The following is a 26,114-nucleotide window of genomic DNA, read 5'->3' on the forward strand; positions in this document are numbered from 1 at the left end:
CTTTCAAATGCGCGCGGTGCCGTGTGGGCACCACGCGAAGCTACCTGCAGACCTCAGTCGATGCGCTTGGCCGACTTGATCAACACAGGATCGATTGGCACGTTCTGCATGCCTTGTTTGGTGGTGGTCTGGGAGTTGACGATGATGTCGACCACATCCATGCCCTTGACCACTTTGGCGAACACGGCGTAACCGGCATCGCGGCCCGGGTCGAGGAAGGCATTGTCGGCTACGTTGATGAAGAACTGGCTGGTGGCCGAGTTCGGGTCATTGGTGCGGGCCATCGACAGCGTGCCGCGCACGTTATGCAGGCCATTGCTGGCTTCGTTCTTGATCGGTGCTTCAGTCGGTTTTTGCGACATCTGCTGGGTGAACCCGCCGCCCTGGACCATGAAGCCCGGGATCACGCGGTGGAAAATCGTGTTGGTGTAGAAACCCTTGTCGACATAGGCGAGGAAGTTCTTGGTGCTGATCGGCGCCTTGACCGGGTCCAGTTCGATTTCAATGTCGCCATTGGTGGTGCTGATCAGCACGTGAGGCGCGGCGGACTTGGCCGGTGCGGCAGGTTTCACCGGTGCAGCAGCGGTGGCGGCCATCAGGTTGGCGGCAAACAGAAAGGAGCCGGCAAAGAAGGCGATTTTTTTCAGCATGGGTCAGTGATCCTGGGTAGTGGTTTCGACTGTCTTTAGAAAATCGAGCAAGGTCGCGTTAAAGACTTCGGGTTGATCCAAGGGCGTGGCATGGCGGGAATCTTCGATCACCACCAGTCGCGCATCGGGCAGCAGTTTTACATAGATTTCTTTCTGCGCCACGGGGGTGTAGTCGTGGTCGGCGCTGATGACCAGGGTTGGACAGGTAATTCGCGAAAGTTGTTCCTGCACGCCCCAGCCCACAATCGCGTCGAAGCTGGCGAGATAAGCACGTTTGTCGTTGCTTGCCCAGCGTTCGGCCATCTTGCGGCGCAGGTCGGCCTGGGCAGGTTTGGGAAACAGTCGTTCGCCCAGGGCGTTGCCGATGGTGCGCAGGCTGAGTACGCGGGCCAGGGTCCAGCGTTTGGCCCACTGCCAATAGTCACTTGCGCTGTGCACCTTGACTTCGGGCGCGCTGTTGACGATGCACAGGCTTCTGACTCGCGCAGGGTCGTCCACCGCCAGTTGGAAGGCGATCATGCCGCCCATGGATAAACCCACAACGTGGGCGGGCGGCAGGTCCAGGTGCTCGATCAGGGCGAGCAGGTCGAACGTGAAGCCCTGGATGCTGTAGCGCTCGCGGGGCTTATCGGAGCGGCCATGCCCACGCACGTCGACCACGATCAGGCGATAGTGCCGAGCCAGTACCGGCACTTGCAGCTCCCAATCCTGGCTACTGGAGCCCAGGCCGTGGATCAGGATCAGCGGCGCGCCGTGGCCGTATTCCTCGTAGTGCAGGCTGCAGCCTTCGTGGTCGAACCAGGCCATGGATGAACTCCGTTTCAGGCTTGTCGGGGAGCGGCGAAAGGCGCGTCCAGGGGAGCGGTGTCAAACGTGCGCAGCAGCTCCACGAGAATCTGCGTCGCCGGCCCCAGGGGTTTGTCTTTGTTGGAGTAGAGATAGAACGTCGGGTGACGGCTGCCGCCTTGTTCCAGGGGCAGTTGCTTGAGTACACCTTCGGCCAGTTCGCGCTCGATCATGTGCCGTGGCAGCCAGGCAAAGCCCAGGCCGCTGCCCACGAAGGCGGCGGCGGTAGCCAGGCTGCCGACGGTCCAGCGCTGTTCGGCGCCCAGCCAACCCACGTCGCGCGGTTGCTGGCGGCCGGAGTCGCGGATAACCACCTGCATCTGGCTTTCCAGGTCCTGGAAACTCAGCTCGCGATTCATGCGGTGCAACGCATGTTCGGGGTGGGCCACGGCGATAAATTCCACATCGCTCATTTCGGTGCCCAGGTAACCGGGGATACTGAAACCGCAAATTGCCAGGTCGGCTACGCCTTCGATCAGCAGCTCTTCGACGCCGGACAACACCTCTTCACGCAAGCGCACGCGGCAGCCGCGACTCTGCGGCATAAACGCAGTCAGGGCGCGCACCAGGCGCGCATTGGGATAGGCCGCATCCACTACCAGGCGCACTTCGGCCTCCCATCCCTGTTCCATATGATGGGCAAGGTCCTCAAGTTGACTGGCGTTCTTCACCAACTGCCGGGAGCGACGCAGCAGCACTTCACCTGCCTCGGTCAGCACCGCCTTGCGCCCGTCGATGCGCAGCAGCGGCACACCGAGTTGATCCTGCATACGAGCCACGGTGTAGCTCACCGAGGATTGCGAACGGTGCAGCGCTTCAGCCGCCTGGGCGAAGCCGCCATGGTCAACCACAGCCTGCAACGTGCGCCATTGATCGAGGGTAACGCGGGGCGCTTTCAAGATGAGCTCCTCTTGTCCTAAGCTGGCGGTCCTTATTGGAGACTGCCGAATGAGAAAATTGTGTTGTGTGTTGCTGGCGCTGCTGCCGATGAGCGTATTTGCCTACCCTATCGACGTGACGAAAAAGATCGATGGCGTCAGCATTGATTACACCGCCTCCGACGTGGACGCAGACATCAGCTCGATTCAGCTGAACAACTACGGCACCCAGGATGCTGTGTGTTCGGTAATCTTCACCAACGGCCCGGAATCGCCGCGCCGTCGCACCGTGAGCGTGCCAGCAGGCAAAAGCACCAACACCACGGTCAAGTTCAACCGCGCCATCATCAAGATGCGCATTGCCTTGAACTGCAGCCCCAAATAAAGCGATAGCGGAGCCTGTCCACAGGAGTACTCCGCTTATAAACAAATTTATAGATGGGTTATAGCAGTTTTTTGCGCTTTTTTATCGAATGAGCCCTGGTTAATCTTTTCTCCATCGACTTACAACATTCACCGATGGAGCCTACATAGCCATGTCCAACGTTCTGATCATCGAAAGCAGTGCGCGCCAGCAGGATTCTATCTCTCGCCAGCTCACCCAACAGTTCATCAGCCAATGGCGGGCTGCCCACCCAGCCGATCAGATCACCGTGCGCGACGTGGCGCTCAACCCGGTTCCACACCTGGACGCCAATTTGCTTGGCGGCTGGATGAAACCTGAAGATCAGCGTAACGACAGCGAACAGGTATCCCTGGAGCGTTCCAACGCATTGACCGACGAATTGCTCGCCGCCGATGTGTTGGTAATGGCTGCACCGATGTACAACTTCGCCATCCCCAGCACCCTCAAAGCCTGGCTGGATCACGTACTGCGCGCCGGCGTAACGTTCAAGTACACCGCCACCGGGCCGCAAGGCTTGCTGACCGGCAAACGTGCCATTGTGCTGACCGCCCGTGGCGGCATTCACACCGGGGCCACCTCGGACCACCAGGAACCCTACCTGCGCCAGGTGATGGCCTTTATCGGCATTCACGATGTGACGTTCATTCACGCCGAAGGGGTGAACCTGAGCAGCGACTTTCAGGAAAAAGGCATCAACCATGCCAAAGCCCTGCTCGCACAGGTGGCGTGATCCGTTAATCGCCAGATAATCGCGGGCTGTTTATATAACGCCACGCCAACCCTTCAAGTACGCGTATCGAACCTCCCTTTGCACTTGTTGCTCCTGAGTGCTCCTGCCCGACTGCCGCTTTAGCGAGGTCGGGTTTTTTTTGCCCCGTGTTTCTTCAAGGCTGGAAAAGCTTTAATGTCGCGCCCATTCGAAACGAGGCGCGCATGGGCTATTTACTGGTTGTCACCCTGATTCAGGCATTTTCCTTCAGCTTGATCGGCGAATACCTCGCCGGTCACGTCGACAGCTACTTCGCAGTGCTGGTGCGCGTGGTGCTGGCCGGGCTGATCTTTATCCCACTGACGCGCTGGCGCTCGGTGGAGCCTGCGTTCATGCGCGGCATGTTGATGATCGGTGCATTGCAGTTCGGCGTGACCTACGTATGCCTGTACTTGAGCTTTCGCGTGCTGACGGTGCCGGAAGTGCTGCTGTTCACCATCCTCACACCGCTGCATGTGACCCTGATCGAGGACGCGCTTAATCGGCGCTTCAATCCTTGGGCACTGGTCGCGGCCCTGGTGGCGGTGGGCGGTGCGGCGGTGATTCGTTTCGATCAGATCACCCCGCACTTCCTGATGGGATTCTTGCTGCTGCAATTGGCCAACTTCACCTACGCCGCCGGGCAAGTCATGTACAAGCATCTGGTGGCGCGTTATCCCAGTGACCAACCGCACTTCCGGCGTTTCGGCTATTTCTACCTGGGCGCCTTGTTGGTGGTGTTACCGGCGTTCCTGCTGTTCGGCAAGGCTGACTTCTTGCCGCAAGCGCCGCTGCAATGGGGCGTGCTGGTGTTCCTTGGTTTGGTCAGCACCGCGCTGGGTATGTACTGGTGGAACAAGGGCGCCTGTCTGGTCAATGGTGGCACCCTGGCGGTGATGAACAACCTGCATGTACCGGTGGGGCTGCTGTTGAACCTGCTGATCTGGAATCAGCATGAGCCGCTGGGCCGTCTGGCCCTGGGCGGCCTGGTGATTCTGGGCGCGGTGTGGATCAGTCGGCTCGGCGCGCGCCAGGCGGCGTCATCGTGATCACCACTTTGCCTTTGGCGCGGCCTTGTTCGACATAGCTCAGGGCTTGGGCTGTGAACTCGAAAGGGAAGGTGCGGTCGATCACCGGCTTGATAATGCCGGCTTCCACCAGCGCGGTCAGTTCATCCAACTGGGCGCCGCTGGCGCGCATGAAGAGGAAGTCATAACGCACGCCTCGTTTGCGCGCTTTGCGGCGTATACCGCTGCTCAACACACCCATGACCAGGCCCAATAGCCACGACAGCTGCTGCTCGCGAGCAAACGCCTGGGTCGGTGGCCCGGAGATGGAGATGAGTTGACCGCCCGGTTTGAGAATGTCGAGTGACTTTGCCAGTGCGTCCGGACCGAGACTGTTCAAGACGACGTCATAATCATTGAGCAGGGTTTCGAAGTTTTGCTGCTTGTAGTCGATCACTAGATCGGCACCCAGTGCCTTGACCCACTCGACATTGGCGGTGCTGGTCGTCGTTGCGACAAATGCGCCCAAATGCTTGGCAAGCTGGATGGCGATACTGCCGACTCCGCCGGAACCGGCATGAATGAAGACCTTCTGGCCTTTTTTCAGCCTCGCTGTTTCAACCAGTACTTGCCATGCCGTCAATGCGACCAGAGGCAGGGCGGCGGCTTGCTCCATCGTGATGTTTGCAGGTTTGCGTGCCAGTGCGTCCTCGCGTACCGCAATCAGCTCGGCGAACGTGCCGATACGCTGCTGTGGAGGGCGGCCATACACTTCGTCACCCGGCTTGAAGCGTCGCACCGCGGCCCCGACGCTGAGTACCACGCCAGCCAGGTCATTGCCCAGTATCAACGGCAACGCATACGGCAGAATCAGTTTGAATTCGCCCTTGGCGATTTTTGCATCCAGCACGTTGACGCTGCTGGCATGTACTTGAACCAGCACGTCATGCTCACCCACCACTGGTGTTGGCGCTTCGGTGATGCGACCGGCCTGTTTGCCGTAACGTTCGATGGAAAATGCCTTCATGGTTCAACGCTCATCGCTTCGAGAGGAAGGGCAGGCGCATAGTGCGCGCCTGCAACAGGTTGATCAGGCTTCGGTCAGGTACCGCTCCGCAACCTCGGACTGCCTGATCTGCGAGAGCAAGCCTTGTCGGGCTGCCTGCAAGGCATCCCAGCGTGCGCCGTCCTGCAAGGGCGGGATGGTCACGGGCTCACGACGGTCGAAACCGACCAGCGCCGCATCCACCAGGTCACCTACTTCCATCACGTCCGTGAGGGTGTTGATGTCAATGCCCGCCCGGTCCCAGATCTCGGTACGCGTAGCGGCCGGTAGCACGGCTTGCACATAGACACCTTTGGCGCCCAACTCCAGGCTCATGCCCTGGGACAGGAACAGTACGAATGCCTTGGTCGCGCCATATACGGTCATGCCGAACTCCGGCGCCAGGCCCACTACCGAGCCAATGTTGATGATAGCGCCATTGCCTGCTGCCGCCAGGCGTGGGGCAATGGCGCTGGCAAGCCGTACCAGCGCCGTGGTGTTGAGCGCGACCAATTGAGCGACGCTGTCGGTGGACTGTTCGATGAAGCTGCCGGACTGTGCGGCACCGGCATTGTTGACCAGCATACCGATGCTGGAATCTTCGCGCAGGCGTGCTTCGACCGCTGCCAGGTCAGCGATCTGGGTCAGGTCAGCGGGGAGGATATCAACAGTGATGGCGTGCTCTTCACGCAGACGTGCAGCGAGCGCTTCCAGGCGCTTGGTATCGCGGGCGACCAGAACCAGGTCGTGACCACGCTGGGCAAAACGTTCGGCGTAGGCGGCACCAATGCCGGTCGAGGCGCCAGTGATGAGAACGGTCTTGGAAGTGCTCATGGTGTGATGCTCAGTGAGTGCAGGGAGGTTTTATGATGTCGATCATAATCAAAGCTGTCAACGGTTTTGATTATGATCGACATCATAGTAAGATCCCTCTATCGCAGGGCAGCAGGAGCGCATAGAAATGAAGATCACCAAGACGCAATCACAGAACAATCGGGCGCATATCGTCGCGACGGCTTCCGCGCTGTTTCGTGAACGCGGTTTCGATGGGGTAGGTGTGGCCGAACTGATGGCTGCCGCTGGTTTTACCCAGGGCGGCTTCTACAAGCACTTCGGCTCCAAGGCGGATTTGATGGCAGAAGCGGCCGCCAATGGCCTGGCGCAGTCGCTCGCCAGCAGCGTGGAGATGGAGGCGGGGGAGTTTTTCGAGGTTTACCTGTCCAGGCAGCACCGCGATCATCGCGGCGGCGGGTGCACGTTGGCGGCGTTGTGTGCAGACGCTGCGCGTCAATCAGGGACCCTCAAGGAAACCTTTGCCAACGGCTTGGAAAACACGCTGCAAGCGCTGGAGGCAAAGTACAACACGACGCAGGACGAGCCACAGCAAGACGTGCGCGCGAAAATGCTCAACAGGATGGCCCATGCCATTGGCGCAATCATGTTATCGCGGGCGTGCCCGGATGATTCCGCTTTGGCTGATGAAGTGCTTGAGGTTTGCCGCCAGGAGATTACGGCATCACTGCCGTAATCCCGTTCGGATCACTTCACGCCGTTTCGATGGCGGGTAGTTGCGCGGCCCCGGCCAACGCCGGCAATACGCCGGCGCGCAGGTCGTTGCCACTCGGCTGCTGATACAGGCTCAATCCGAACTCCGGCAACACTGCCAGTAGATAATCGAAAATATCCCCCTGGATCCGCTCGTAATCCGCCCACGCGGTGGTGCGGGTAAAGCAGTAGATCTCCAGCGGTACGCCCTGGGCGGTGGTTTGCATCTGGCGCACCATGCAGGTCATGTTCGGCTGGATGTCCGGGTGGCTTTGCAGATACGCCAGGGCATAGGCGCGGAACGTGCCGAGGTTGGTCATGCGCCGGCGGTTGGCCGACAATTGCGCGCTGTGGCCCTGGGCCTCGTTCCAGGCCTTGAGTTCGGCCTGTTTGCGACTGATGTAGCCGGTGAGCAGGTGCACCTGGGTCATGCGCACTTCTTCGTCATCGCGCAAAAAGCGCACGCCGCTGGCATCAATGTACAGGCTGCGCTTGATGCGCCGCCCGCCGGAGGCCTGCATACCGCGCCAGTTCTTGAACGACTCGGACATCAAGCGCCAGGTCGGGATGGAGACGATGGTCTTGTCGAAATTCTGCACCTTGACCGTATGCAGGGTGATGTCCACCACATCGCCGTCGGCGCCGACCTGGGGCATTTCGATCCAGTCACCAACCCGCAGCATGTCGTTGCTGGTCAATTGCACACTGGCGACGAACGACAGCAGCGTGTCCTTGTACACCAACAGAATCACCGCCGACATCGCACCCAGGCCCGACAGCAGCAGCAGCGGCGAACGGTCGATCAGGGTGGCGACGATGATGATTGCGCCAAACACGAACAACACCATTTTTGCCAACTGCACATAACCCTTGATCGAGCGGGTGCGTGCGTGTTCGGTGCGTGCGTAGATATCCAGCAGCGCATTGAGCAGGGCACTCATGGCCAGCACCATAAACAGAATGGTGATCGCCAGGGCCACATTGCCGATAAACAGAATGGCGGTCTTGCTCAGGTCAGGTACCAGGTACAGGCCGAACTGGATCACCAGGGACGGTGTCATTTGCGCCAGCCGATGGAAGACTTTGTTATGTCGCAGATCGTTCAGCCAGTGCAGGGCCGGTTGCCGGCCAAGCAATTTGACTGCGTGCAGGATGAGGTAACGCGCTACCCGTCCAACCAGCAATGCCACCACCAGCAGCACCAGCAAGCCGAGGCTGGAATGCAGGACCGGGTGTTCATCGAGGGCGCCCCAAAGGTCTTGGACGTTGAGCCAGAGCTGTTTGATATCCATGAGTGAACCGATTCTTCTGTAAGACAACACGGGGCGATTAGAGCATTTAAGTGCAACAAAGTTGACGCTCTGGACAAAATCGCTCACAAAAAAGCAGCTGATTAACCCTGTTCGCGTAAAGAAACTCGGTTTGGCCGCCCGAAACCGGTAACCTATGGCGCTGATATTTTGTATTTCTTCGAGGTAGCACCCGTGTTTTCCCAATTCGCCCTGCACGAACGCCTGCTCAAAGCCGTGGCCGAGCTTAAATTTGTCGAGCCTACGCCTGTGCAAGCCGCGGCCATCCCGCTCGCGCTCCAGGGGCGTGACCTGCGGGTGACGGCTCAAACCGGCAGCGGCAAGACCGCCGCTTTCGTCTTGCCGGTTCTGAATCGTCTGATTGGCCCGGCCAAGGTCCGCGTCAGCATCAAGACCCTGATCCTGCTGCCGACCCGTGAGCTGGCCCAGCAGACCCTCAAGGAAGTCGAGCGCTTCTCGCAGTTCACCTTCATCAAGTCCGGCATCATTACCGGCGGCGAAGACTTCAAGGTCCAGGCTGCCATGCTGCGCAAGGTGCCGGACATCCTGATCGGTACCCCGGGGCGCATGATCGAGCAACTCAATGCCGGCAACCTCGACCTCAAGGAAGTCGAAGTACTGGTGCTCGACGAAGCCGACCGTATGCTCGACATGGGCTTTGCCGATGACGTGCAGCGCCTGGTCGCTGAATGCGTCAATCGCCAGCAGACCATGCTGTTCTCCGCCACCACCGGCGGTTCAACCCTGCGCGACATGGTTGCCAAGGTGCTGAACAATCCTGAGCACTTGCAGGTCAACAACGTCAGTGACCTGAACGCCACCACGCGTCAGCAGATCGTGACCGCTGACCATAACGTGCACAAAGAACAGATCCTCAACTGGTTGCTGGCCAACGAGACCTACCAGAAGGCCATCGTGTTCACCAACACCCGTGCCGCCGCCGACCGCATTTACGGGCGTCTGGTCGCGCAGGAATACAAGGCGTTCGTGCTACACGGCGAGAAAGACCAGAAGGACCGCAAGCTGGCCATCGACCGCCTCAAGGCAGGCGGCGTGAAGATCCTGGTAGCCACCGACGTCGCTGCCCGTGGCCTGGACGTTGATGGCCTGGACCTGGTGATCAACTTCGACATGCCCCGCAGCGGCGACGAATACGTGCACCGTATCGGCCGTACCGGGCGTGCCGGCAACGATGGCCTGGCCATCTCGCTGATCTGCCACGGCGACTGGAACCTGATGTCGAGCATCGAGCGCTACCTCAAGCAATCGTTCGAGCGCCGTACCATCAAGGAAGTCAAAGGTACTTACACCGGGCCGAAGAAGGTCAAGGCGTCGGGCAAGGCCGTTGGCGTGAAGAAGAAAAAGACCGACGCCAAGGGCGACAAAAAGAAAACCGGCGCCAAATCGCCGACCAAGCGCAAGATCGCCAACCGGCCGAAGACCGACAACCTGTCGCTCGTCAGCAAGGATGGCATGGCGCCACTCAAGCGCCGCAAGCCAGAAGCGCCTGCTGCCGAATAAGCAGCCAGGCAGAAAAAAACCGGACATTGTCCGGTTTTTTTTCGCCATCAGTTTTTGACTTTGGAGGCGGCTTCTTTCAGTTCTTTGAGCCTTGCGTCGATCAGCTGGCATTTGTCGGGAAACTCGGCGCTTTCGGTGTCCAGGTCCATTTTCTGCAATTGGGCATTCATCTCCTTGGCCTTCTGCGGATTCTGCTCCGTTAGCTGGGTCACTTGCCTGGCCAGTTCTTCGCGTTTGGCCGTGGCCTCTTCAGGCGTGCAAGCCCAGGCGGGCAGGGCGCTCAACAGTGTGGCGGCAATCGCCAGGTTCATCAGGGTTTTCATGGTCGGACCTCCTTGGCGGTATAGGCAGTTGAGGCGGCGAACGTCTGGAAAGTTCAGAGAAATGACGCCCGTCTATCCGGGTGAACGGCCAGTGCCCCCACGTGTCACTACCTATGACGGGCTAATTTTCCATCGGCCTGCAGGAGGAATCAGGATGACGACTTACAACTGGGATCTGATCGAACGTCTGCTGCATGAAGTGCAGAACGGCGAGGGCAGCTTCGCCCCGCGTAAATACGCCGAGCAGGAAGCCGCTGATAAGGCGACGGCTGGCGAGGACACCGGGAACCTGGATACGCTGAAAAGAACCGCTGCGGATTACGAGGCGTTGTTGTTCAAGCGCGGGTTTATTGAGTCGCGCCCCGAAGAGGAAGGCGGCAATGGTGAAAACTTCATCTTGACCGCGCGCGGTGCAAGCCTGCTGGCGTTGATTGACAGTTCGATTCCTGGCCATGAGCACCCCCGTCAAGTGATGGACGAGCAGGAGGACGCGCTGGAGAAGGCGACCTTCGATCAAGTCTCTTCCAAAGCTGCGATTGCCGGTGGCACTATCTAACCCCTGAATCCAATGTGGGTGGGAGCCCTGCTCCCCTCCCTATTGATTTGCGCCGGCTTTGAGGCATTTAAGCGCTTTGAAATCGCCTCGTACGCCGTCGATTTTTTGCCTCAGCTTCTTACGCTGTTGCTCGGTGCTCTCAGCCATCAGGTCCACGATCAGACTGCGCGCCGCCGCTTCGGTCTGGGCATAGGCAGCGCGGTATTCAGGCGTCCATAGGCTCTCTCTGTCCACCAGCAAACGTTGCATTTTCTGCGGGAAGTCGGCGTCGTGGCGGTGCTCGACGGCCTCGATAAACTGCGCCTGCCAATGGGCGCGGTTGCCGATCCACGCCTGGTTCTGTTCGCCCAAAGCGTTGGACCACGCCGTTACGCGGTTTTGCTGGCTGGCGCTCAGCGGGCCGATCCAGGCATCCAGGCGCTTGCTCATGCGCTCGGCGCGTTCCTTGATCTGCTGGGCCAGCGGCGGCTTGAGGTATTCATCCTGGCGTTTGCGCAGGTCCTTGGCCAGGGCGTCGCTCATGTCCTTGACCTGCTGATCGTCCAGGCCTTGCAGCAATTGCACGGCGGAGGGGGTGATTTCCCGCGCAATCTCGGCAATTGCCTGTTTGGCTTCGACAGTACGGGTTTGCAATGCGGCGTCGGTGACCTGGTTACTGTCGACCATCTGCTGCAGGCGGTCGAGCCAGTCCAGGTAGCCCGGCAATTGCGTGGTGCAATGCCAGGCCAGGTGTTCCTTGAGGGTGTCGTTGAACCAGCTCTTCTGCCCGGCATTCATGTCCAGGTAGTCGTTGAGGGTCCAGGGGATGATCACGTCGAGATTACGGTAGGCCAGGCCCACGCGATTGCAGCCGGCGAGCACCAGGCTCAGGGTCAGCAGTACCATCAGGAGTTTGAGCCGGCGCAACATGGGCGAGTCCTTGCACGGATGGGGTTAATGCATGTGAACCTGCGCGGGGTGCGACAGTTCAGCCCATCAATAAAACGGCCGGACGGCCTTCAAGGTCAACAGGCCGTCGCATTGCGAGTTGTGTCCGGAGTAGGCCGAGCAGTCACCGCCGCTGAGGCTGGAGTCGCTGTAGATCAGATCCAGGTCGATGCCTTTCCAGGCCCGGGAGAATTGCACCGACCAGTCGCTGAAACTGCTGATGGCGCCGTTTTCTACCGACACCGGTGTGCCCAATTGGTGGGTGGTGTATTTCATGCTGACGCCGATACCGAACGGCTGGGTGCCGCCGAGGTCGGCGAACAGGGTGCTGTCCTGGCGGTCGGGGTCGTTGCTGAAGGACACGCCGAAGCGGTTGCCCAACAGGTTCAGGCCGCCGTAGAACTCCTGGCTGTCGAGGGGGCTGACCTTGGGGTAGCTGTAGTGAATCAAGCCCACTTCATAGCCCAGGGTCTGGTCGAAAGGGCGTTTGAAACCCAGGTAGGAGTCAACTTCGAGATTGTTGGCCGACGACAGGCCCATATTCGGTGAAAACTGGCCGAAATACAGGCCGCTGTCGTGGGTAAGGTCCAGGCCACCGTGGAACGAGTCACTGCCAGGAGAGGTGGGCTTGACCAGACCCTGGGCCATGCTACGGCTGGGGGTGGTGCCCAATTTCAGGTCGAAGTCGCCCAGTTCACGCTGAAAAATCTGCGCTTCGGCCAAAGGGCTGGCGATCAGAATGCTGACCAGGAAAATACAGCGTTTAAGCATGCTTCACTCCATGAAAAGCGAGGAGCAGTAACGGACGGGTTCGAGCAGATGCCCGTGCTAGACGTGTGCAAGGATACCGGCGAATGCCAGGCATTGAGGCCCGTTCGTCGATTAGCTTGATATTGAAGGGGGTACGAGGGTGTTTCCAACTCTAGTCCTAGCGCCTTGAAGGCAAGACGCTTAGGGACCAGATGCAGTGCGCAGGCAGGACGATTACTTCTTGCCCAGGCTGATCTGCTTGGACGGGCCGAAAGTCTGGCCGCTCACGCCCTTGGCAATTTGCTGGATTTCGCCGCCGGACTTGAGGAAAGCAGCAATCTGGCTATTGATCGATTCGCTGGTTTCAACGGCGGGAGCTGGCTTTGCTTTGCTGTTGGATGCTTTTACACGCATGGCGGCCACTAACCTGTAGAGAATTAACTTGGCCAGGCATCGTACAGGAAATACTTGACAATTGCTTGGCAAATATCCCCTGAGAATATAGACCAGGCTGGGAAAGAGCCCAGGTTTAATGATGAAATAAGCCGCTAACTTACTGTTTTAGCTCGAAACCATGGGCGTATGCGAGGTTGGCGGCCCGGAAAAATTCAACCGATTGATCAGACGAGCGGGGCGATGCTAGTAGAACGCCATGCCAGCCCGCGATTTTTCAGGCGCGCGCGCGTGCAGGGCCCAACTCGGGTAGAATGCCGCCCACGCAATGAGGGTATTGGAAATGGCTTTAGTCGGGCGCTACAACAGCTTGCAAGTGGTCAAGCACACTAACTTTGGTTTGTACCTCGATGGTGCGCAAGATGGCGAAATCCTCTTGCCTAATCGGTATATCCCTAAAGATATTCCCAGTGAAGATGAAGACTGGCTCAATGTTTTCATTTACTTGGACAGCGATGACAAACTTATCGCCACCACTGAAAAACCCAAAGTTCAAGTCGGCGAATTTGCCAGTTTGAAAGTTGTGGAAGTCAACAGTATCGGGGTGTTCCTCGACTGGGGCCTGCCAAAGGATCTGCTGCTGCCGTATTCGGAAGAAAAGCGCCAGCTGACAGCGGGTGAATATTGCGTGGTGCACGTCTACCTCGACAAGCACACCAAGCGCATCACCGCCACCGCACGCCTTGACCGTTACCTGGACAAGACGCCGGCCAACTATCAGGTGGGCCAGGAAGTCGATCTGCTGGTGGCTGAAGCCACGGACATGGGCTTCAAGGCAATCATCAACAACAAGCACTGGGGCCTGATCCACAAGAACGAAGTGTTCAAGTTCCTGCGCCCGGGCAAGGAAGAAAAAGGCTTCATCAAGGAGATTCGCGCCGATGGCAACATCAGCCTGAGCCTGCAACCGGTCGGCCAGGAAGCGGCCTCCAGCCTCAACTCCAAGATCCTCGCCAAGTTGCGTGACAACAACGGCACCCTGCCGGTCAGCGACAAAAGCGATCCGGCGGTGATCAGCAACTTGTTCGGCGTCAGCAAAGGCAACTTTAAAAAGGCCATTGGTGCGCTCTACAAGCAAGGCCAGATCGTGATTCACGCCGACCGCATTGAACTAAGCTGATCGCGCCTGGCTCTCTGTAGGAGCGAGCTTGCTCGCCACAACAAGCTCGCTCCTACAAAGGCTCGTGTCATGTCCAAGAGACCGCTCTTCGCCTACCTCGGCACCTTGCTCGCCTTCCTGCTCCTCGACGGCCTCTGGCTCGGCGTGCTGATGGGCCCCACCTACAAATCCCTGCTCGGCCCGCTGATGCTTGATCAGCCGCGCCTGTTGCCTGCGGTGTTGTTTTATCTGCTGTATGTCCTCGGTTGTGTGGTGTTCGTGGTCTTGCCCAGTGCCAGTTGGCAACGTGCTGCGCGGTTGGGCGCACTGCTGGGCCTGGTGGCCTATGGCACTTATGATTTGAGCAATTGGGCCACGCTTCAGGGCTGGTCCGCCGGGCTCGCGGTGATGGACATGGCGTGGGGCACCTGTTTAACCGCCCTGTGCTGCACCGTCGGCCACCTGTGTGCACGGCGTGTGCATCGGTAGTTGGCGGTTGATCAAGACCGAGCCTGCCACCAACAACCCGGCACCGGCGACGATCAACGCCGGGTGCAGACCACCACCGAGGTGACTGCTCATCGAGGCCAGTAGCGGACCGCTCAGTTGGCCGATGGCAAAGCTGGCGGTCAGTAGCCCTGTGCTGCGTTGGTAGCCGTTGGGTGCAACCTCGCGCAGGCGCGCCATTACCAGTTGCATGCAGGCCAGGAAGGGCGCGCCGCACAACAACACGCCCAGCGCCAGGCCCCAACCGTTACCGAGCAGGCAGGCGAAGACCCCGGCCGCTTGCAGCCACAAGGTCACGATCAGCCAGCGGCGCGTGGTGTCCGGGCTCTTGCGGCGCAGGCTTGCCACCACCACACCTACAGCGGCAGCCAGGCCGAAGCAGGGCCAGAACAGATCGGCCTGCCAGGCTCCGTTGAACTGTGCGTTGGCCATCTGCGACAGAAAGGTCGCGGGGATGATGTAGCCCAGGCCGAACAGGAAATAGATCCAGCACAGATGCGCGATGCTGCCGTTGTTGCTTGCACGGGTTTCAGCAGGCGCCGTGAGGGTTGGCTTGGGTAAAAAGGGCAGGATCGCCAGCAGCATCACCAGGGCAACGATGCCGTAGACCAGCCACAGCATGGCGGAGCCTTGCCCCAGCAAGTTCGAGCCCAGCGCCAGCAGCCCCGTCAGCGCAATCCCCAGTCCCGGCCCGGCAAATACCAGCGCACCCAGACGCGGCCGGCCGGCGGCGATCGCCAGCGGCTGGCTCAGGCTGGTAATCATCACCAGGGCCCAGGCGCTGGCCACGCCGGTTCCGAAGCGCAACAGCAAGTGCGGCCAGAACCCATGGGCCCAGTACGACGCGAGCGTCAGCAGTACGCAGAGCCACAACCCGCCATAAAGGCGGCCGCGTACATGATGATGGCTGCGAGCAAAGATCGAATCCACCGCGCCCACAAAGTAGCCCAAGTAATTGGCGGCCGCGATCAGCCCGGCATCCGCCAGGTCGACCTGACCTTCGCTGAGCAAATGCGGCATTTGCGGGGTCAGGGCGAAGCGGCCAATGCCCATGGCCATCATCAGGGCGATAAAGCTGGCAAGTAAACGAATCTGCGGTGACATGCTTAGGTTTCCTACAGGAAAGCGAATGACTTGTAGGCTAAGGCGGATTGACTTTCTGTAAAATTGAATAATAGTGAGTAACTTGTTCAGTTTTGGAGAAAGGTATGGAGTTCAGTCAATTGCGGATTTTCCAGGCCGTGGCGGAAGAGGGCTCCATCACCCGCGCCGCCGAACGTTTGCACCGCGTGCCATCGAACTTGTCGACCCGCCTCAAGCAGATGGAGGAGCAGCTGGGGGTCGAGCTGTTTGTGCGTGAGCGCCAGCGGTTGCAGCTTTCTCCTGCGGGTAAAGTGCTGCTGGACTACAGCACCCGGCTGCTGGCGCTGCATGACGAAGCTCACGGCGCCGTACAAGGCGGTCAACCGGCTGGTGATTTTGTGCTGGGCAGCATGTACAGCACCGCCGCGGTTCACTTGCCCAAGCTGCTGGCGCGCTATCACAGGACTTACCCCATGGTGAACCTGCAAGTACAGTCGGCGCCCAGCGGGGAGTTGCTGGAAGGTTTGATTACCGGGCGGCTGGATGCAGCGTTTGTGGACGGTCCGCTGACCATCGCGACTCTGGATGGCGTACCGCTGTGCGAAGAGCGCCTGGTATTGATTTGCGAAGCCGATCACCCACCGGTGCGCGGGCCCCGGGACGTTGCCGGGCGACCGGTGTTCACGTTCCGACGCAGTTGCGCCTATCGCACGCGCCTGGAAACCTGGTTTTCCCACGAGCATGTGGCCATGGGGCGGGCTATCGAGATCGAGTCCTATCAAGGGATGCTCGCGTGTGTGATCGCCGGTTCGGGGGTGGCGTTGATGTCGCAATCGATGCTCGACAGCCTGCCAGGCAAGGACAGCGTGTCCGTTCATCCGCTGACCGGGCCTTTTGCCACTGCGACCACCTGGCTGATGTGGCGAAAGGGTATGCTCGGCGCTAACCTTAATGCATGGATCGACCTGCAGCACGAGGACAGCCCGGCAAGCCTGGCAGATACGCGCGCCATCGCTTGAGCGATCCGTCAGGATTTGGATCAATCCAGTAATAGTTAGTTGTGGTTTCGTTCAAGCATTACCCAGGACTTAGGGCTACTATCTCTGTAGGAAACGGCGACAAAACTCACGCCGACCAGCACTACCCTCAAAGGGGGCAACCATGAAAGAGAAAATCCAAAACTGGCTCCACGATCTTGGCGTTGCGCTGGGCTTGATCGAGCCACCGCTGCAACCGGTGCCGATCCGTACGGATGATGAGCAGCGTCGGCCCCGTCGCCGCTAATTACTCGCTCTCGCACTTGTTTGTTCAAGGCGAAAAAAACGGGCGCGACCTCCGACGTCGTGCCCGCTGAAGAAACTCGCTAAATCCTTTTATAGCTCAAACTGTCCGAGCCGCCACTGTATCCGGTCGGCGCGACGCTAAGCTCACCAGCACAAAACTCACCAGGGCTACCGCCAGGCTGCAGTAAATCGGTGTGTTTGCATCCAACCCATCCTTGAACATAAACACCAGCGCGGTTACGAAACCCAGCGCCATGGACGTGATCGCGCCCGAGGTGGTGGCTCGCTTCCAGAATATCGCGCCAATCAGAGGTACCAACATACCGCCCACCAACAGGTTATAGGCCAGGGTCAGGGCGCTGATCACGTCATTCACCACCAGCGCGATGCCCAATACGGCAACACCGGTCATCAGGGTGAACAAGCGGTTGATGCCCAGGCTCGATTGCCTGCCACCGCGCAGCCGTGGTAGCAGGTCTTCGGTCAACACGGTGGACGCAGCGAGCAGGCCGGCGCTGGCGGTGGACATCATCGCCGCCAGGGCAGCCGCAATCACCAGGCCACGAATACCGTCCGGTAACGAGGCTTTGACGATGGCGGCAAAGGCATTGTTGACGTTATCCAGATCCGGGATCAGCACGTGAGCCGCCATGCCAATCAGGGCGCACGCCAGGCCGTAGAGAATGCAGTAGACGCCGGCGAAAGTGCCCGCGTACTGGGCGACCTTTTCATCACGGGCGGTGAACACTCGTTGCCAGATATCCTGGCCGATCAGGATGCCGAAGAAGTAGATCATGAAGTAAGTGATGATCGTGTCCCAGCCGATCGCGGTAAAGCTGAAGTTCGACGCCGGCAGCTTGGCCACCAGTTCATCCCAGCCGCCGACGCGGTACAGGCAGATCGGCAGCAGGATGAACATCAGGCCGACGGTCTTGATCACAAATTGCACGATATCGGTCAGGGTCAGCGACCACATGCCACCGATGGTTGAATACACCACCACCACACCGCCGCCTACCAGCACCGACATCCAGAAGGGCAAGTCGAACAGCACTTGCAACACGGTGCCGATGGCCAGGATCGAGGTCACGCCGATCATCAGTGCATAGGCCAGCATGATCACCGCGCTGGCCTGTCGCGCCATGGGGTTGTAGCGTTTTTCCAGGACCTGGGTCACGGTAAAGATTTTCAGCTTCAGCAGCGGCTTGGCCAGGAACAGGTTCAGCGCAATGATCCCGGCGCCCAGCGCGGCGCACAGCCAGAAACCTGAAATGCCGTGCACATAACCCAGGCGCACGGTGCCGACGGTGGAGGCGCCGCCCAATACCGTGGCGGCCATGGTGCCCATGTACAGCGACGGGCCGAGGTTACGGCCCGCCACCAGATAGTCTTCGTGGGTTTTGGCGCGGCGCATACCGTAGTAGCCGAGCACGAGCATACCGGCGGCGTAGATGAGTACGACGAATAAATCCAAAGCCATGACGGTGATTCTCCGATTATCTTTTTTATGGGCGATCAGGCGGCAGCCGGCTCGGTCAATACGCGAGCGAAGGTCAGGTACATCGTTGGATGGGGATCTGCGCGATCCCCTTGATTGTTATCGTGAAGGCATCAGCGATGCGCGACGCCAGGCAATACGCAGAGCATCTCGTACAGCAAGTTGGCGCCCAGCAGCGAGGTGTTGCCGGTGGTGTCGTAGGGCGGCGAAACTTCCACCAGATCACAACCAATCAGATCCAGGCCCTGGCAGCCACGGATGATCTCGATCGCCTGGATGGTGGTCAGCCCGCCGATTTCCGGGGTGCCGGTGCCGGGTGCCCAGGCGGGATCGATGCCGTCGATGTCGAAGCTGAGGTACACCGGGCCGCCGCCGACTTTTTCCCGCACTTGGGCCATCAACGGCGCCAGGGATTGGTGCCAGCATTCTTCGGCCTGGACTACGCGAAAGCCTTGCTTGCGGCTCCAGTTGAAATCTTCGGCGGTGTAGCCCTGGGCACGCAGGCCGATCTGCACCACGCGGTCGCAATCGAGCAAACCTTCTTCCACGGCGCGGCGGAAGGTGGTGCCGTGGGCGATTTTTTCGCCGAACATATGGTCGTTGACGTCGGCATGGGCATCGATGTGCACCAGCCCGACCTTGCCGTGTTTCTTGTGGATCGCCCGCAGGATCGGCAGGGTGATGGTGTGGTCGCCGCCCAGGGTCAGGGGGATCACGTCATGCTCAAGAATTTCATCGTAGGCTTCTTCGATGATGCGCACGGCGTCGAGCAGGTTGAAGGTATTGATCGCCACGTCGCCGATGTCGGCCACTGACAGTGAGTCGAACGGTGCAGCGCCGGTGGCCATGTTGTAGGGGCGGATCATCACCGACTCGGCGCGGATTTCCCGAGGCCCGAAGCGTGTGCCGGCGCGCAGCGAGGTGCCGATATCCAGGGGCACGCCGATAAAGGCAGCGTCCAGACCCTTGGCCGTTTGCAGGTGGGGAAGGCGCATCATGGTGGCGATGCCGGCGAAGCGCGGCATTTCGTTGCCGCCCAGTGGTTGGTGGAAAATCTTGTCCACGGGATTGCCTCATCGTTGTTTTGTTTATTGATGGCCGATTCTGCGAAAAGCCTGGGGCAGGAAGAATCGGCAGGGGCAAATACTTAGTTCAGATTTTTCTAAACTAATGCAGGGAGGTAGACTGCACGCATCCCTGTCCGGAGCCGACCATGGCCAACGCCTTGCCCGACCTGAAACTCCTGCGCATCTTCGTCAGCGTCGTGCGCCACCAGGGGTTCGCCAATGCCCAGCACGAACTCAACCTGTCGACGTCGGCCATCAGCACGTATATGAGCCAACTCGAATCCGCGCTGGGCCTGGTGCTGTGCCATCGAGGACGTGGCGGCTTCAGCCTGACCAGCAAAGGCGAGCTGTTTCATCAGGAAACCCTGCGCCTGTTGGGCGAGCTCGAGGGCTTCGAGCAATACGCTGCCGCGCTCAAAGGCGAGTTGCGCGGTACGCTCAAGCTGGGCGTGCTTGATTCCACCGTCAGCGACAAGGCCCTGCCGTTCGCCGAAGTGATTGGCGCCTACAGCCTGGAACATCCGGCGGTTCACCTGAATCTGTCGGTGATGAGCCCCTACGAACTGCAACTGGGCGTACAGGACAACCGCCTGGACCTGGCAATCGGTGCGTTCTCCAACCGTATGAGCGGGCTGATCTATATGCCGCTGTACCGCGAACAGCACTGGCTGTATTGCAGCAACCGGCACCCGCTGTTCAGCGAGCGGCGTATTCCCGAACAGGTCATCACTCAGCAACGTATGGTCGGCCGCGGCTACTGGAGCCAGGCCGAGCTGGCGCGCCAGGGCTTCAAACACAGCGCCGCGACCGTGGAAAGTATGGAAGCGCAGTTGATCCTGGTATTGTCCGGCGCCTACATCGGTTACCTGCCCGAACACTACGCCCAGGCCTGGGCCGACAAGGGTGACCTGCGCGTGTTACTGCCGGCGACCTTCGGCTACCAGGCGCCGTTCTCGATGATCATGCGCCGTGGCCGTAGCCGTGAACCGCTGATCCAGACCTTCCGCGACTTGCTCAAGACCCAGCTCAACCAGGCCTGAAAAAACCATGCCCAGACCCCAATGCCCGCAATGCTTGCGGCCGACCACTCATTGCCTCTGTGCACTGATCCCGACCCTCGACAGCCGCACCCGCGTGTTGCTGTTGCAGCACCCGAGCGAGGTCGGCCATGCGCTCAATACCGCGAGGTTGGCGGCGTTGGGCTTGAATAATGCGCAGTTGGTGGTGGGGGAGGTGTTTGATGATCTGGCGACGTTATTAAACCCGCCTGGTTATCGGGCGCGATTGTTGTTTCCGGCCGATGATGCCGAGCCGCTGCACGCTTACGCACCTGACGATCAGCCATTGTTATTGGTGGTTCCCGATGGCACCTGGCGCAAGGCGCGCAAGCTGTTGCACCTCAACCCTTTGCTGGCGGCGTTGCCCCGGGTGAGATTGGCCCTAGGCGGCGTTTCCCGCTATCGCTTGCGCAAGGCGCCGGGGCCTGGCGCCTTGTCAACGGTCGAAGCAATCGTGCAAGCGCTGCAGGTACTGGAAGCGCCGGTATCGTTCGAGCCGCTGCTCAAACCCTTTGAAGCACTGATCGAAGGGCAGATTGCGGCGATGGGGGAGAAGGTTTTTCAGAAAAATCATGGCGGCGGGCGGCGGGAGTAGCAGGTTTATCGAGGTGCGGCCATCGGGAGCAAGCCCCCTCCCACAGTCGACCGTATTCTCATGTTGGAACGCGATCAACTGTGGGAGGGGGCTTGCTCCCGATGGCGTCCCAACCGGCGCCACTTTATTAGCTTATTCCTATAAGCCATAAGCACCACACTTTGCGTGATATGGCCCGCCGGCCTTTCCCGGTATGATGTCCGCCCCCGCAGTCTGGATTGCGAATACGCCATGACCTTGCAGTACCCAACAATCGCCGATTGCGTCGGCAACACGCCCCTGGTCCGCTTGCAACGCATGGCGGGTGAAACCAGCAATACCCTGTTGCTCAAACTCGAAGGCAACAACCCGGCCGGCTCGGTCAAGGACCGCCCGGCGCTGTCGATGATCGCCCGCGCCGAGTTGCGCGGGCAGATCAAGCCAGGCGACACCCTGATCGAAGCCACCTCGGGTAACACCGGCATCGCCCTGGCCATGGCCGCGGCGATCAAGGGCTACAAGATGGTGTTGATCATGCCCGACAACGGCAGTGCCGAGCGCAAGGCGGCGATGACCGCTTACGGTGCCCAGCTTATTCTGGTGAGCCAGGAAGAAGGCATGGAAGGCGCCCGTGACCTCGCCGAGCGTATGGCCGCCGAAGGCCGTGGCGTGGTGCTGGACCAGTTCGCCAACGGTGACAATCCCGAAGCGCACTACACCAGCACCGGCCCGGAAATCTGGCACCAGACCCAGGGCACCATTACCCATTTCGTCAGTTCCATGGGCACCACCGGCACCATCATGGGCAACTCGCGCTACCTGAAGGAGCAGAACCCTGCGATCCAGATCGTCGGTCTGCAACCGATGGAAGGCGCGGCCATCCCCGGTATCCGCCGCTGGCCCGAAGAGTACTTGCCGAAGATCTACAACGCGACGCGCGTAGACCGCATCATCGACATGGCCCAGCGCGAAGCCGAAGACACTACGCGCCGTCTGGCCCGTGAAGAAGGCATCTTCTGCGGCGTGTCCTCCGGCGGCGCCGTGGCCGGTATGTTGCGCTTGTCCAAAGAAGTGGAAAACGCGGTGATCGTCGCGATCATCTGTGACCGAGGCGACCGCTACCTGTCGACCGGCATCTTCGACGAACCCAACTGATGGCCAAGCACGAGAGAGGCCTGCGCTTCCAGCCGACAGGCGGCAGCCGGGCCCCGCAGATCCCGGTGGGCAAGAAACAGCGCCTGACCATCGAACGCCTGGCCAATGATGGCCGTGGCATTGTGTTCTTTGAAGGCCGCACCTGGTTTGTGAATGGCGCGCTGGCCGGCGAAGAAGTCGAAGCGCGGGTGTTGGGCGCCCACGGCAAAGTGGTTGAGGCCCGCACCGAGCGGGTGTTCAAGGCCAGTGAGCTACGGCGCCCGGCACCCTGCGCCCACGTTGGCCGCTGCGGCGGTTGCAGCGTGCAGCATCTGCCCCATGACCAGCAACTTGCCCTGAAACAGCGCATGCTCGCCGAACAACTGTCGCGGGTGGCAGGTGTCGAACCGCAAGAGTGGGCGCCGCCGTTGAGCGGGCCGGAGTTCGGTTACCGGCGTCGCGCCCGTGTGGCCGTACGTTGGGACGCCAAGGCGAAGAAACTCGAAGTGGGTTTTCGCGCCGTGGCCAGTCAGGACATCGTCGCTATCAACGACTGCCCGGTGCTGGTACAAGCCTTGCAACCGATCATGCAGCGCTTGCCGAATATGCTGCGTCGCCTGAGCAAACCGCAGGCGCTGGGGCATGTGGAGCTGTTCAGTGGTTCGTCCATCGCTGTGTTGCTGCGGCATATGGCACCGCTGTCCGAAGCAGACCTGCTGATCCTGAAAGAATTCTGCACCTTCCATGAAGCCCAATTATGGCTGCATGGCGAGGGTCAGCCGGAACCTGTCGAGCCCGACCAGGCCCTGGGGTTTCGCCTGGATGCCTGGAATCTGGAACTGGCTTACCGGCCGGGAGATTTTGTGCAGGTCAACGCCGGGGTCAATCAGGCGATGGTTGCCCAGGCATTGGAGTGGCTCGCGCCACAAGCCGACGAACGGGTGCTGGACCTGTTTTGCGGCCTTGGCAACTTCGCCTTGCCGCTGGCGCGCCAGGTGCGCGAAGTGGTGGCGGTAGAGGGTGTGCAGACCATGGTGGACCGTGCGGCACTCAATGCCGCGAGCAACCATTTGCCTAACGTGCAGTTCTTTCAGGCCGACCTGTCTCAACCTTTGACTGACGCACCATGGGCCAAACAGGGCTTTTCTGCGGTACTCTTGGACCCACCCCGCGATGGTGCCCAAGAGGTTGTGCGCAAGCTCGCCACCCTTGGAGCCAAGCGCCTGGTGTATGTGTCCTGTAACCCAGCCACGCTGGCGCGGGACACGGTTGAGTTGGTCAAGCAAGGCTACCGGCTAAAGCGTGCCGGGATTCTCGACATGTTTCCGCAGACTGCGCATGTCGAGGCCATGGCGTTATTTGAAGCGGGCTAGGATGCCCGTTTAATCCGACTGGCCTGCGTTCTCCAAGGCCTTGGTACTGCTACGGAGCTCGCAGTAAAAGTCGGCGATGATTTTGGCGCATCAAAGGTGCGTCGTAGGGAAGGTAAGCAAGATGGTACAGGTGAGAGCACACCAGCCGATCAACACCGACGGCAGTATCAATCTCGAGGCATGGCTGGATCATGCCGTCAGTGTCGACCCGGCACTGGACCGTGAAGCCTTGAAAGCAGCCTGCGAGTTCGCTCGTGAGTCTGAGCAGCAAGACAATGCGGCCAAGAACCTGTGGGCCGAAGGCACTTCAAGCTTTCGCACCGGGTTGGAAATCGCCGAGATCCTCGCCGATCTCAAGCTGGACCAGGATTCGCTGATCGCCGCCGTGCTGTATCGCGGCGTGCGCGAAGGGCATATTCCGTTGGCCACGGTTGGCCAGCGTTTCGGTTCGGTGGTGGCCAAACTGATTGACGGCGTGCTGCGCATGGCGGCCATCAGTGCCAGCCTCAGCCCACGCCAGTCGATGGTGCTGGGCACCCAGGGCCAGGTGGAAAACCTGCGCAAGATGCTGGTGGCGATGGTCGACGACGTGCGCGTCGCCTTGATCAAGCTGGCCGAGCGTACCTGCGCGATCCGTGCGGTGAAGACCGCCGACGACGAAAAGCGCAACCGCGTCGCCCGCGAAGTCTTCGACATCTACGCGCCGCTGGCCCACCGCCTGGGCATCGGCCACATCAAGTGGGAGCTGGAGGACCTGTCCTTTCGCTACCTGGAGCCGGACCAATACAAACAGATCGCCACGTTGCTGCACGAGCGGCGCCTGGATCGCGAGCGCTTTATCAGCGACGTGATGGGCCAACTGCGTTCCGAGCTGCAGGCAACCGGCGTAGACGCCGACATCAGCGGCCGCGCCAAGCACATCTATTCCATCTGGCGCAAAATGCAGCGCAAGGGCCTTGCCTTCAGCCAGATCTACGACGTGCGGGCGGTGCGCGTGCTGGTGCCGGAAATGCGCGACTGTTACACCGCGCTGGGGATCGTCCACACCCTGTGGCGCCACATCCCCAAGGAGTTCGACGACTACATCGCCAACCCCAAGGAAAACGGCTACCGCTCGCTGCACACTGCGGTGATCGGCCCTGAAGGCAAGGTGCTGGAAGTGCAGATCCGCACCCACGCGATGCACGAAGAGGCCGAGCTGGGCGTGTGCGCGCACTGGCGCTACAAGGGCACCGACGTCAAGGCCGGGTCCAACCAGTACGAAGAGAAAATCTCCTGGCTGCGCCAAGTGCTGGAATGGCACGAAGAACTCGGCGACATCGGCGGGCTGGCCGAACAGCTGCGGGTGGATATCGAGCCGGACCGGGTCTATATCTTCACCCCTGACGGCCATGCCATTGACTTGCCCAAGGGCGCCACGCCGCTGGATTTTGCCTACCGCGTGCACACCGAAATCGGCCATAACTGCCGGGGCGCCAAGATCAACGGGCGCATCGTTCCGCTCAACTACAGCCTGCAAACCGGTGAACAGGTCGAGATCATCACCAGCAAGCACGGCACGCCGAGCCGCGACTGGCTGAACCCGAACCTGGGCTATATCACCACCTCGCGGGCGCGGGCGAAGATCGTCCACTGGTTCAAACTGCAAGCGCGCGACCAGAACGTCGCCGCCGGCAAGACCCTGCTCGAACGCGAACTGGCGCGCCTGGGCCTGCCTCAGGTGGACTTCGACAAGCTGGCCGAAAAGGCCAACATGAAGATCGCCGAAGACATGTTCGCCGCCCTCGGTGCCGGTGACCTGCGCCTGGCGCAACTGGTCAACCTGGCCCAGCAACTGGTCGAGCCCGAGCGCGGCAACGAACAGCTGGAACTGATCCCACGCAAGGCCACCGGCTACAAACCGGGCAAGCGTGGCGATATCCAGATCCAGGGCGTGGGCAACCTGATGACGCAAATGGCCGGCTGCTGCCAGCCGTTGCCGGGCGACGCCATCGTCGGCTATATCACCCAGGGCCGTGGCGTGAGCATTCACCGCCAGGACTGCGCCTCGGTGCTGCAGCTGGGCGGGCGCGAGCCGGAGCGGATTATCCAGGTCAGTTGGGGGCCGGTGCCGGTGCTCACTTACCCGGTGGACATCATCATCCGTGCCTACGATCGTTCCGGCTTGCTGCGTGACGTCTCGCAAGTGCTGCTCAACGAGCGGATCAACGTGCTGGCGGTCAACACCCGCTCGAACAAAGAGGACAACACGGCGTTGATGTCCCTGACCATCGAGATTCCGGGCCTGGATGCGCTGGGGCGGTTGCTTGGGAGGATTTCCCAGTTGCCGAACATCATCGAGACGCGGCGTAACCGTACCCCATGAGTAACTGGGTGAACGCCGTTTAAAGTGTGGGAGGGGGCTTGCTCCCGATAGCTGCCTATCAGTTGATACATCTGGTGACTGAAACACCGCTATCGGGAGCAAGCCCCC

28 protein-coding genes are annotated in these 26,114 nt (G+C 60.2%); 15 read left to right on the plus strand and 13 right to left on the minus strand.

All coding sequences use genetic code 11. The features are described from left to right. Positions 1 to 53: 53 nt before the first annotated feature. The 3 genes from QMK52_RS15120 to QMK52_RS15130 are packed head-to-tail and all read right to left on the minus strand — an operon-like array spanning position 54 to position 2,395. Complete coding sequence (locus QMK52_RS15120; protein WP_005790238.1) at positions 54 to 650, minus strand: peptidylprolyl isomerase A; 597 nt, start codon at positions 648 to 650, stop codon at positions 54 to 56. Positions 651 to 653: 3 nt separating this feature from the next. After that, the gene (locus QMK52_RS15125; RefSeq protein ID WP_248161955.1) at positions 654 to 1,457 is read right to left on the minus strand and encodes an alpha/beta fold hydrolase; all 804 of its coding nucleotides are present in this window, start codon (positions 1,455 to 1,457) and stop codon (positions 654 to 656) included. Between the two features lie 14 nt (positions 1,458 to 1,471). Then, the gene (locus QMK52_RS15130) at positions 1,472 to 2,395 is read right to left on the minus strand and encodes a LysR family transcriptional regulator (RefSeq protein ID WP_005790234.1); all 924 of its coding nucleotides are present in this window, start codon (positions 2,393 to 2,395) and stop codon (positions 1,472 to 1,474) included. A 49-nt stretch (positions 2,396 to 2,444) separates the two neighbouring features. On the opposite strand from QMK52_RS15130, the gene QMK52_RS15135 reads away from it, so the two are divergent. The 3 genes from QMK52_RS15135 (at position 2,445) to QMK52_RS15145 (ending at position 4,577) form a co-directional block, all read left to right on the plus strand. Beyond that, on the plus strand, positions 2,445 to 2,759 hold the full coding sequence (locus tag QMK52_RS15135) for a hypothetical protein (protein ID WP_032803666.1): 315 nt from the start codon (positions 2,445 to 2,447) through the stop codon (positions 2,757 to 2,759). Between the two features lie 151 nt (positions 2,760 to 2,910). Further along, positions 2,911 to 3,510, plus strand: coding sequence for an FMN-dependent NADH-azoreductase (locus QMK52_RS15140; RefSeq protein WP_103733652.1), 600 nt, complete (start codon positions 2,911 to 2,913; stop codon positions 3,508 to 3,510). 203 nt (positions 3,511 to 3,713) lie between these two features. Beyond that, positions 3,714 to 4,577 carry a carboxylate/amino acid/amine transporter gene (locus QMK52_RS15145; protein ID WP_320403027.1) on the plus strand — a complete coding sequence of 288 codons (864 nt, stop codon included), beginning with the start codon at positions 3,714 to 3,716 and terminating at the stop codon, positions 4,575 to 4,577. Here QMK52_RS15145 and QMK52_RS15150 read toward each other — a convergent pair. Next, complete coding sequence (locus tag QMK52_RS15150) at positions 4,540 to 5,562, minus strand: NADP-dependent oxidoreductase (protein WP_320403028.1); 1,023 nt, start codon at positions 5,560 to 5,562, stop codon at positions 4,540 to 4,542. The two genes, QMK52_RS15145 and QMK52_RS15150, sit on opposite strands and share 38 nt — an antisense overlap. 63 nt (positions 5,563 to 5,625) lie before the next feature. Continuing rightward, entirely contained in the window at positions 5,626 to 6,414 is a 789-nt protein-coding gene (locus tag QMK52_RS15155; protein ID WP_320403029.1) for an SDR family oxidoreductase, read from the minus strand. Positions 6,415 to 6,541: 127 nt separating this feature from the next. On the opposite strand from QMK52_RS15155, the gene QMK52_RS15160 reads away from it, so the two are divergent. Then, positions 6,542 to 7,108 carry a TetR/AcrR family transcriptional regulator gene (locus QMK52_RS15160; RefSeq protein ID WP_005790224.1) on the plus strand — a complete coding sequence of 189 codons (567 nt, stop codon included), beginning with the start codon at positions 6,542 to 6,544 and terminating at the stop codon, positions 7,106 to 7,108. 16 nt (positions 7,109 to 7,124) lie between these two features. Here QMK52_RS15160 and QMK52_RS15165 read toward each other — a convergent pair whose 3' ends face one another. Beyond that, complete coding sequence (locus QMK52_RS15165; RefSeq protein ID WP_005790221.1) at positions 7,125 to 8,417, minus strand: mechanosensitive ion channel family protein; 1,293 nt, start codon at positions 8,415 to 8,417, stop codon at positions 7,125 to 7,127. A gap of 192 nt (positions 8,418 to 8,609) precedes the next feature. On the opposite strand from QMK52_RS15165, the gene QMK52_RS15170 reads away from it, so the two are divergent. Next, on the plus strand, positions 8,610 to 9,956 hold the full coding sequence (locus QMK52_RS15170; protein WP_005790219.1) for a DEAD/DEAH box helicase: 1,347 nt from the start codon (positions 8,610 to 8,612) through the stop codon (positions 9,954 to 9,956). A gap of 47 nt (positions 9,957 to 10,003) precedes the next feature. Here QMK52_RS15170 and QMK52_RS15175 read toward each other — a convergent pair whose 3' ends face one another. Further along, positions 10,004 to 10,279, minus strand: a complete 276-nt coding sequence (locus QMK52_RS15175; protein WP_005790217.1) for a hypothetical protein — start codon at positions 10,277 to 10,279, stop codon at positions 10,004 to 10,006. Between the two features lie 154 nt (positions 10,280 to 10,433). On the opposite strand from QMK52_RS15175, the gene QMK52_RS15180 reads away from it, so the two are divergent. After that, positions 10,434 to 10,835, plus strand: coding sequence for a hypothetical protein (locus QMK52_RS15180; protein WP_005790216.1), 402 nt, complete (start codon positions 10,434 to 10,436; stop codon positions 10,833 to 10,835). Between the two features lie 39 nt (positions 10,836 to 10,874). Here QMK52_RS15180 and QMK52_RS15185 read toward each other — a convergent pair whose 3' ends face one another. The 3 genes from QMK52_RS15185 to QMK52_RS15195 form a co-directional block, all read right to left on the minus strand. Beyond that, positions 10,875 to 11,744 carry a DUF6279 family lipoprotein gene (locus QMK52_RS15185; RefSeq protein WP_005790214.1) on the minus strand — a complete coding sequence of 290 codons (870 nt, stop codon included), beginning with the start codon at positions 11,742 to 11,744 and terminating at the stop codon, positions 10,875 to 10,877. A 66-nt stretch (positions 11,745 to 11,810) separates the two neighbouring features. Then, entirely contained in the window at positions 11,811 to 12,533 is a 723-nt protein-coding gene (locus QMK52_RS15190) for a TorF family putative porin (protein WP_005790212.1), read from the minus strand. A gap of 213 nt (positions 12,534 to 12,746) precedes the next feature. Continuing rightward, positions 12,747 to 12,926 carry a hypothetical protein gene (locus tag QMK52_RS15195; protein WP_003193095.1) on the minus strand — a complete coding sequence of 60 codons (180 nt, stop codon included), beginning with the start codon at positions 12,924 to 12,926 and terminating at the stop codon, positions 12,747 to 12,749. A 322-nt stretch (positions 12,927 to 13,248) separates the two neighbouring features. Here QMK52_RS15195 and QMK52_RS15200 point away from each other — a divergent pair, with 322 nt between their 5' ends. Both QMK52_RS15200 and QMK52_RS15205 read left to right on the plus strand, forming a co-directional pair. Beyond that, complete coding sequence (locus QMK52_RS15200) at positions 13,249 to 14,085, plus strand: S1 RNA-binding domain-containing protein (protein ID WP_019820451.1); 837 nt, start codon at positions 13,249 to 13,251, stop codon at positions 14,083 to 14,085. Positions 14,086 to 14,154: 69 nt separating this feature from the next. Continuing rightward, the gene (locus QMK52_RS15205) at positions 14,155 to 14,553 is read left to right on the plus strand and encodes a DUF2177 family protein (RefSeq protein WP_032803665.1); all 399 of its coding nucleotides are present in this window, start codon (positions 14,155 to 14,157) and stop codon (positions 14,551 to 14,553) included. On the opposite strand, the gene QMK52_RS15210 is transcribed toward QMK52_RS15205, so the two are convergent. Continuing rightward, positions 14,497 to 15,675 carry an MFS transporter gene (locus QMK52_RS15210; protein ID WP_005790208.1) on the minus strand — a complete coding sequence of 393 codons (1,179 nt, stop codon included), beginning with the start codon at positions 15,673 to 15,675 and terminating at the stop codon, positions 14,497 to 14,499. The genes QMK52_RS15205 and QMK52_RS15210 overlap by 57 nt on opposite strands. A gap of 104 nt (positions 15,676 to 15,779) precedes the next feature. On the opposite strand from QMK52_RS15210, the gene ptrR reads away from it, so the two are divergent. Together ptrR and QMK52_RS15220 are read left to right on the plus strand one after the other, a co-directional pair. Next, the gene (gene ptrR, locus QMK52_RS15215; protein WP_320403030.1) at positions 15,780 to 16,673 is read left to right on the plus strand and encodes a putrescine utilization regulator PtrR; all 894 of its coding nucleotides are present in this window, start codon (positions 15,780 to 15,782) and stop codon (positions 16,671 to 16,673) included. A 142-nt stretch (positions 16,674 to 16,815) separates the two neighbouring features. Further along, positions 16,816 to 16,938 (plus strand): PA1414 family protein, encoded by a 123-nt coding sequence (locus tag QMK52_RS15220; protein ID WP_003193089.1) that lies wholly within the window; start codon positions 16,816 to 16,818, stop codon positions 16,936 to 16,938. Positions 16,939 to 17,034: 96 nt separating this feature from the next. On the opposite strand, the gene QMK52_RS15225 is transcribed toward QMK52_RS15220, so the two are convergent. Beyond that, the gene (locus QMK52_RS15225; protein ID WP_320403031.1) at positions 17,035 to 18,417 is read right to left on the minus strand and encodes a sodium:solute symporter; all 1,383 of its coding nucleotides are present in this window, start codon (positions 18,415 to 18,417) and stop codon (positions 17,035 to 17,037) included. Between the two features lie 131 nt (positions 18,418 to 18,548). After that, positions 18,549 to 19,499: an agmatinase gene (gene speB, locus QMK52_RS15230; protein ID WP_005790202.1), complete on the minus strand. Its 951-nt coding sequence runs from the start codon at positions 19,497 to 19,499 to the stop codon at positions 18,549 to 18,551. A 149-nt stretch (positions 19,500 to 19,648) separates the two neighbouring features. On the opposite strand from speB, the gene QMK52_RS15235 reads away from it, so the two are divergent. The 5 genes from QMK52_RS15235 (at position 19,649) to relA (ending at position 26,006) form a co-directional block, all read left to right on the plus strand. Beyond that, positions 19,649 to 20,542, plus strand: a complete 894-nt coding sequence (locus tag QMK52_RS15235) for a LysR family transcriptional regulator (protein ID WP_320403032.1) — start codon at positions 19,649 to 19,651, stop codon at positions 20,540 to 20,542. 7 nt (positions 20,543 to 20,549) lie between these two features. Further along, positions 20,550 to 21,155, plus strand: a complete 606-nt coding sequence (locus QMK52_RS15240; RefSeq protein WP_320403033.1) for a tRNA-uridine aminocarboxypropyltransferase — start codon at positions 20,550 to 20,552, stop codon at positions 21,153 to 21,155. Between the two features lie 231 nt (positions 21,156 to 21,386). Then, positions 21,387 to 22,289, plus strand: coding sequence for a cysteine synthase CysM (gene cysM, locus QMK52_RS15245; RefSeq protein WP_320403034.1), 903 nt, complete (start codon positions 21,387 to 21,389; stop codon positions 22,287 to 22,289). Beyond that, positions 22,289 to 23,641 carry a 23S rRNA (uracil(1939)-C(5))-methyltransferase RlmD gene (gene rlmD, locus QMK52_RS15250; protein WP_320403035.1) on the plus strand — a complete coding sequence of 451 codons (1,353 nt, stop codon included), beginning with the start codon at positions 22,289 to 22,291 and terminating at the stop codon, positions 23,639 to 23,641. Before cysM ends, rlmD begins: the two co-directional genes overlap by 1 nt. 121 nt (positions 23,642 to 23,762) lie before the next feature. Further along, positions 23,763 to 26,006: a GTP diphosphokinase gene (gene relA, locus QMK52_RS15255; protein WP_005790193.1), complete on the plus strand. Its 2,244-nt coding sequence runs from the start codon at positions 23,763 to 23,765 to the stop codon at positions 26,004 to 26,006. Positions 26,007 to 26,114: the final 108 nt, after the last annotated feature.

Origin of the sequence: Pseudomonas sp. P9_2 (assembly GCF_034008255.1) — a bacterium.
GTDB classification, from domain to species: Bacteria; Pseudomonadota; Gammaproteobacteria; order Pseudomonadales; family Pseudomonadaceae; genus Aquipseudomonas; species Aquipseudomonas synxantha_A.

Coding starts and splice junctions, on each gene's coding strand:
- QMK52_RS15120 (WP_005790238.1), bottom strand. CDS start 650: ATGCTGAAAAAAATCGCCTTCTTTGCCGGCTCCTTTCTGTTTGCCGCC.
- QMK52_RS15125 (WP_248161955.1), bottom strand. CDS start 1,457: ATGGCCTGGTTCGACCACGAAGGCTGCAGCCTGCACTACGAGGAATAC.
- QMK52_RS15135 (WP_032803666.1), top strand. CDS start 2,445: ATGAGAAAATTGTGTTGTGTGTTGCTGGCGCTGCTGCCGATGAGCGTA.
- QMK52_RS15140 (WP_103733652.1), top strand. CDS start 2,911: ATGTCCAACGTTCTGATCATCGAAAGCAGTGCGCGCCAGCAGGATTCT.
- QMK52_RS15145 (WP_320403027.1), top strand. CDS start 3,714: ATGGGCTATTTACTGGTTGTCACCCTGATTCAGGCATTTTCCTTCAGC.
- QMK52_RS15150 (WP_320403028.1), bottom strand. CDS start 5,562: ATGAAGGCATTTTCCATCGAACGTTACGGCAAACAGGCCGGTCGCATC.
- QMK52_RS15155 (WP_320403029.1), bottom strand. CDS start 6,414: ATGAGCACTTCCAAGACCGTTCTCATCACTGGCGCCTCGACCGGCATT.
- QMK52_RS15160 (WP_005790224.1), top strand. CDS start 6,542: ATGAAGATCACCAAGACGCAATCACAGAACAATCGGGCGCATATCGTC.
- QMK52_RS15165 (WP_005790221.1), bottom strand. CDS start 8,417: ATGGATATCAAACAGCTCTGGCTCAACGTCCAAGACCTTTGGGGCGCC.
- QMK52_RS15175 (WP_005790217.1), bottom strand. CDS start 10,279: ATGAAAACCCTGATGAACCTGGCGATTGCCGCCACACTGTTGAGCGCC.
- QMK52_RS15180 (WP_005790216.1), top strand. CDS start 10,434: ATGACGACTTACAACTGGGATCTGATCGAACGTCTGCTGCATGAAGTG.
- QMK52_RS15185 (WP_005790214.1), bottom strand. CDS start 11,744: ATGTTGCGCCGGCTCAAACTCCTGATGGTACTGCTGACCCTGAGCCTG.
- QMK52_RS15190 (WP_005790212.1), bottom strand. CDS start 12,533: ATGCTTAAACGCTGTATTTTCCTGGTCAGCATTCTGATCGCCAGCCCT.
- QMK52_RS15195 (WP_003193095.1), bottom strand. CDS start 12,926: ATGCGTGTAAAAGCATCCAACAGCAAAGCAAAGCCAGCTCCCGCCGTT.
- QMK52_RS15200 (WP_019820451.1), top strand. CDS start 13,249: ATGGCTTTAGTCGGGCGCTACAACAGCTTGCAAGTGGTCAAGCACACT.
- QMK52_RS15205 (WP_032803665.1), top strand. CDS start 14,155: ATGTCCAAGAGACCGCTCTTCGCCTACCTCGGCACCTTGCTCGCCTTC.
- QMK52_RS15210 (WP_005790208.1), bottom strand. CDS start 15,675: ATGTCACCGCAGATTCGTTTACTTGCCAGCTTTATCGCCCTGATGATG.
- ptrR (WP_320403030.1), top strand. CDS start 15,780: ATGGAGTTCAGTCAATTGCGGATTTTCCAGGCCGTGGCGGAAGAGGGC.
- QMK52_RS15220 (WP_003193089.1), top strand. CDS start 16,816: ATGAAAGAGAAAATCCAAAACTGGCTCCACGATCTTGGCGTTGCGCTG.
- QMK52_RS15225 (WP_320403031.1), bottom strand. CDS start 18,417: ATGGCTTTGGATTTATTCGTCGTACTCATCTACGCCGCCGGTATGCTC.
- QMK52_RS15235 (WP_320403032.1), top strand. CDS start 19,649: ATGGCCAACGCCTTGCCCGACCTGAAACTCCTGCGCATCTTCGTCAGC.
- QMK52_RS15240 (WP_320403033.1), top strand. CDS start 20,550: ATGCCCAGACCCCAATGCCCGCAATGCTTGCGGCCGACCACTCATTGC.
- cysM (WP_320403034.1), top strand. CDS start 21,387: ATGACCTTGCAGTACCCAACAATCGCCGATTGCGTCGGCAACACGCCC.
- rlmD (WP_320403035.1), top strand. CDS start 22,289: ATGGCCAAGCACGAGAGAGGCCTGCGCTTCCAGCCGACAGGCGGCAGC.
- relA (WP_005790193.1), top strand. CDS start 23,763: ATGGTACAGGTGAGAGCACACCAGCCGATCAACACCGACGGCAGTATC.